Source organism: uncultured Cyclobacterium sp. (genome assembly GCF_963976465.1).
Classification (GTDB): domain Bacteria; phylum Bacteroidota; class Bacteroidia; order Cytophagales; family Cyclobacteriaceae; genus Cyclobacterium.
In genome coordinates this window covers 1-4,310 of sequence record NZ_CAXBOC010000472.1, presented here as the reverse complement: position 1 = coordinate 4,310, position 4,310 = coordinate 1, and the positions used below count along the sequence as shown (strand labels likewise).

5 protein-coding genes are annotated in these 4,310 nt (G+C 34.6%); 2 read left to right on the top strand and 3 right to left on the bottom strand.

Annotated features, from left to right (window positions below; translation table 11 throughout):
- Positions 1-115: 115 nt before the first annotated feature.
- The 3 genes from AAC037_RS20520 to AAC037_RS20510 form a co-directional block, all read right to left on the bottom strand.
- Positions 116-712, bottom strand: coding sequence for a DUF1080 domain-containing protein (locus AAC037_RS20520; RefSeq protein WP_339905240.1), 597 nt, complete (start codon positions 710-712; stop codon positions 116-118).
- Between the two features lie 89 nt (positions 713-801).
- On the bottom strand, positions 802-1,548 hold the full coding sequence (locus AAC037_RS20515; protein ID WP_339905239.1) for an ROK family protein: 747 nt from the start codon (positions 1,546-1,548) through the stop codon (positions 802-804).
- 490 nt (positions 1,549-2,038) lie between these two features.
- Positions 2,039-2,767, bottom strand: coding sequence for a hypothetical protein (locus AAC037_RS20510; RefSeq protein ID WP_339905237.1), 729 nt, complete (start codon positions 2,765-2,767; stop codon positions 2,039-2,041).
- Positions 2,768-3,054: 287 nt separating this feature from the next.
- On the opposite strand from AAC037_RS20510, the gene rfbA reads away from it, so the two are divergent.
- Both rfbA and AAC037_RS20500 read left to right on the top strand, forming a co-directional pair.
- Positions 3,055-3,918, top strand: coding sequence for a glucose-1-phosphate thymidylyltransferase RfbA (rfbA, locus tag AAC037_RS20505; RefSeq protein WP_339905235.1), 864 nt, complete (start codon positions 3,055-3,057; stop codon positions 3,916-3,918).
- A gap of 177 nt (positions 3,919-4,095) precedes the next feature.
- A partial coding sequence (locus AAC037_RS20500) for a response regulator (protein WP_339905233.1) occupies positions 4,096-4,310 on the top strand: 215 nt, incomplete at its 3' end.

Below are 4,310 nucleotides of genomic sequence, written 5' to 3'. Positions count from 1 at the left end.
TAAAGTGCAGCATTTACCGTTTACTCAAAATAAATAAATTATATTCAGACAAAACATGATAAATATCACCTCAGTACTTGAGGTTTATCAGTTTTAAACCATAAGATTTATGGTATTATAGTTTCCCTATTTTTATATCTTTGAAATCAATACTCATATCATTGCCAGGGTGCAATTGAAGTCCAATAGGTCCTTTCTCCGGCATGTTTTCTGACTGGTAAGTCACCACTTCTTTGCCATTTAGCCATACTGTGTAGCTTTGCCCAACCACTTTTACTTTCATGGTATTCCAGTCGTCTTGCTTTAGCAGGTCTTTGACACCATTGGCTTCTTTAGGGTAAGATTTTCCGGGGATATAAGGAGATCCGGTCATGTCCCTTTTTAAGGATCCGGATATACCAATTTGTATCTGGTCTTTATCGGACCTTAAGAAAATGCCGGAGTCAACAGTTCCTTTGCCCATTAAAAAATCTAATTCTAAAATGAAGTCCCCATACTCCTTCTTTGTCCACAAGGTGGAACCTGTATTGGTAGGGTCGTTTTCAGTGTGAATTTTCCCATCTTTAACTTCCCACCAAATATTCTCTTCAGGATTTACTTCCCATCCTTTTAGGTTCTTTCCATTAAATATGGATTTCATTTTTGCGTCTTGGGCAATTCCTTGTGTGGAAATCAGACAAATAATAAACAGAAAAGGGAGTAAGTTTTTCATTTTTTTTTTGGTTTGGTTTTGGTTTATTCTGACACTTTTAAAATCATTCTATTGTTTATCTGAATACTTATTAGCAAGTAAACAGTAAATCATTCTTTTCCTTTGAGTTGAGCAGCAACTGCTGCTCCAATAATTCCAGCCTCATTTTTATTTTCAGCCACAATTACGGGGACGTTTATAGTAATTTCGTCTTCAAATCGCTCCATTTTTTTACTTGCCCCACCTCCTAAAATAAATAAATCAGGAGAAATAATTCTTACTGTATGCTTAAGAAACTTATTGAAGCGCTTGCCCCATTCGCTGTAGCTTAGGTTTTCCTTTTTCCTGGCCGAATCTGCAGCAAAATACTCAATGATTTCGCCTGTTTTATAATAAATTCTTCCCAATTCAAAATTTGGTATTAATACACCATTGTGAAATACCCCGGTACCTAAGCCTGTCCCGATGGTAACCGTAACCACTAAACCTTTTTTACCTTGGCCCGCACCAAAGGTCATTTCGGCTAAACCTGCTGCATCAGCGTCGTTGATTACCGTTACAGGAAGGTCTACTTTTTTAGAAAACAATTGATCTATTTGAACTCCTACCCAGCTTTTATGAAGGTTACTTTTTGTCATGCACTTCCCGTTATTCACTACGGTCGGAAAACCACAACCAATAGGTCCTGTCCATTTGAAATGGTCAACTATTTCTTTTACGGCTATTGCAATGCTTTCGGGTTTGCTAGGTATTGGGGTTGGTACTCTGAATCTCTCGGCTGTTAATTGTCCGGTTTCTACGTTGACAGGTGCTCCTTTGATCCCAGAGCCACCAATATCCAATCCTAATATTTCCATTAAGTCAATTTTTTTTAAACGAATTGTAATAGGTTCATTTTTGTTTTGATAATTAAAGTTAGCTAAAAAAACATGGAATTCTAACACCTTCGCAAAAAGTAAGCTTGGGTAGCAGGTTATAGAAAAGGTTTAGTCGGTATTTTTGCCAAAAAAGCAAAAGTCAAATTAGGTAATAGCAACAGGAAATGAAAATTACTTCTCTCAGTCCAATTGTATAGGGAGGAATTGCCCTAGCCAGTATATGCTTGAATTATTGCATTTGAAAAAAAATTGTAAGATGTCAAGGAAACCAGAAAAAAACATTGATTGTCAAATCGCTCCTACTTTTTATTAACAGTAATTTAACTCGAAGGACTAAAAGAGGGTCACTAAATTTACAGATCAACTTAATGACTGGAAAAAATGGCTCATAGAAAATTTTAAAAAGTATTTGGCTAAACCCACCCCTATTTTTTAACTTTTATGTTATATGGGATGTTTTTTGAAGCCTTTATTGTGAAGTAAATGGTTTGAAAGGGTGCAGGTATCTTCTAATAATAATTTGGCCGAAAATCGGGATGTCATTTAGTCTGTTAAAACCTTCATTCCCATCTAAGGTGTCTGAAAAAGTCATCATTAAGGTCCCCTCCAAAGCAATATCGGTATACAGATTATAGCTGTAACTTAAGCCTGCTCTAAATGGGATGTAAGCCACGGCTTGCAAATCTTTACTGTCGATAACACCATTAAAAGTAACATTGGTGGTTTCTTTGAAATTTAAAAGCATCCCTATACCAGTTCCTCCATATGCATTTATTCTGGATCTAAAGGCATGATTATCAGAACCGAATAGATAGAAATTTGGCGCCACGTCAATGTAAAGCAAATTGTTTTTGCTTGCAAAGGCTTGATTGTTATTGAACCAAGGCTGTGTTACTGTGGCAGGATAATAATCGATATCTTGGCTGCGATACCTTTGGTATCCTACATTTGCCTTGATGTCAAAGTGTTTGTGTATCTTTCTTCCATAGCTAGCAGAAATTCCCGGTCTCAATTTAAAATCTAATAAACGTAGACTCCCTAAATTGTCAGCGTACAGCGTACCTAAGCCTATTCCGACTTGCAAAAAATTATCTCTTGAAATTTTTTCTTTATAAAAGTTTTGCCCATAAGCCACATTAGTGTTGAGTACCATTGCGATAAAAGCAATGGTTAAAGTGGAAATCAGGTGATTTTTCATAATTTTATTTTAGAATTGATCAAAGAAATTCATAATCAAGTAAATCAATAAACGAACAAAAGTACCAATTCTTACATATAACTAATTATATTGATGTAATTAAATTAAAGTAATCACAAATTGTTTGCAAAATATTAATTAACTTAGAAAGTTTAATGTTTGTTTTAAAAGGAAATTTATTAGTTCGAAACTAGTTTTTTTATTTGTTTTTTGAAGTTTAGAAGTAAAAATCTTCTTTTTTATTTCTTGTCAAATTTCACTAATAATAGCAGTAAATAACAGTCTTTATGAAAGGAATAATTTTAGCCGGAGGCTCCGGCACCCGTTTGTATCCATTGACTATCGCTGTAAGTAAGCAATTAATGCCTGTTTATGATAAGCCAATGATTTACTATCCTTTGTCCGTTTTGATGATGGCAGGAATTAACGAAATTTTGATTATAACAACCCCTGAGGATAATGATGCCTTTAAGAAATTGCTGGGTGATGGAAGTCAAGTAGGGTGTAAATTTACCTTTGCCATACAACCTAAACCCGAAGGTTTGGCGCAAGCCTTTATTATAGGGGAGGAGTTTATTGGTAATGATAAGGTAGCTCTTATATTGGGAGATAATATTTTTTACGGAACAGGTCTCCATAAAACATTAAAGGAACATACCGATCCTGAAGGCGGGGTGGTTTTTGCCTACCATGTAAATGATCCACAGCGTTATGGAGTTGTTCAGTTTGATGATGAAAATAATGTTTTGAGTATCGAAGAGAAACCAAGCACTCCAAAATCAAATTTTGCGGTGCCTGGATTGTATTTTTATGACAATGAAGTCGTGGAAATAGCGAAAAATATAAAACCAAGCAGTAGAGGTGAACTTGAAATTACGGATATCAATATTGCTTATTTGAAAAAAGAAAAATTGAAAGTAGGTATATTAAATAGGGGAACCGCTTGGCTGGATACGGGAACCCATCAATCTTTACTACAGGCCGGACAATTCGTGGAAGTAATTGAAGAACGGCAAGGTTTAAAAATTGGTTGTATAGAAGAAATTGCCTATAGAAATGGATTTATTAATGCCGACGAACTTTTAAAAGCATCAGAAAAGTTGGGTAAAAGTGGGTACGGTACTTATTTGAGAGCTTTGCTTGAAAAATAACAATAACAAAACCACCATTTTCAAGTTTTTAACCATTATTTTGTGGTTAAATGCAAAAAACATTATTTGAGTAACAAAAAAATGGCAATAAATCACTCCTAAATTTGGGAGTGATTTATTTTTTTTATACTTTTACACCAAGTTAAATGTTTTTTAATATAAAGTAATTGTATTTCGATGCTAAATATTGTGATTATTGATGATGATGATGTGAGTACTTTTGTTACGGAGCAATATATTAGGAGGTGTTTATCCGTTCCTTTCAAAATACATAAGTTCTCCTCTGCTGTCGGAGCTTCAAAGCAAATTGCTAATTTAAATCCTAATTATTTGTTTTTGGATTTAATGATGCCACAAATGACAGGCTGGGATTTTTTAGAAGAGATCAAAGA

Bases quoted from the DNA above. Each gene is read 5' to 3' on its own strand.
- AAC037_RS20520 (WP_339905240.1), bottom strand. From the start codon at position 712: ATGAAAAACTTACTCCCTTTTCTGTTTATTATTTGTCTGATTTCCACA.
- AAC037_RS20515 (WP_339905239.1), bottom strand. From the start codon at position 1,548: ATGGAAATATTAGGATTGGATATTGGTGGCTCTGGGATCAAAGGAGCA.
- AAC037_RS20510 (WP_339905237.1), bottom strand. From the start codon at position 2,767: ATGAAAAATCACCTGATTTCCACTTTAACCATTGCTTTTATCGCAATG.
- rfbA (WP_339905235.1), top strand. From the start codon at position 3,055: ATGAAAGGAATAATTTTAGCCGGAGGCTCCGGCACCCGTTTGTATCCA.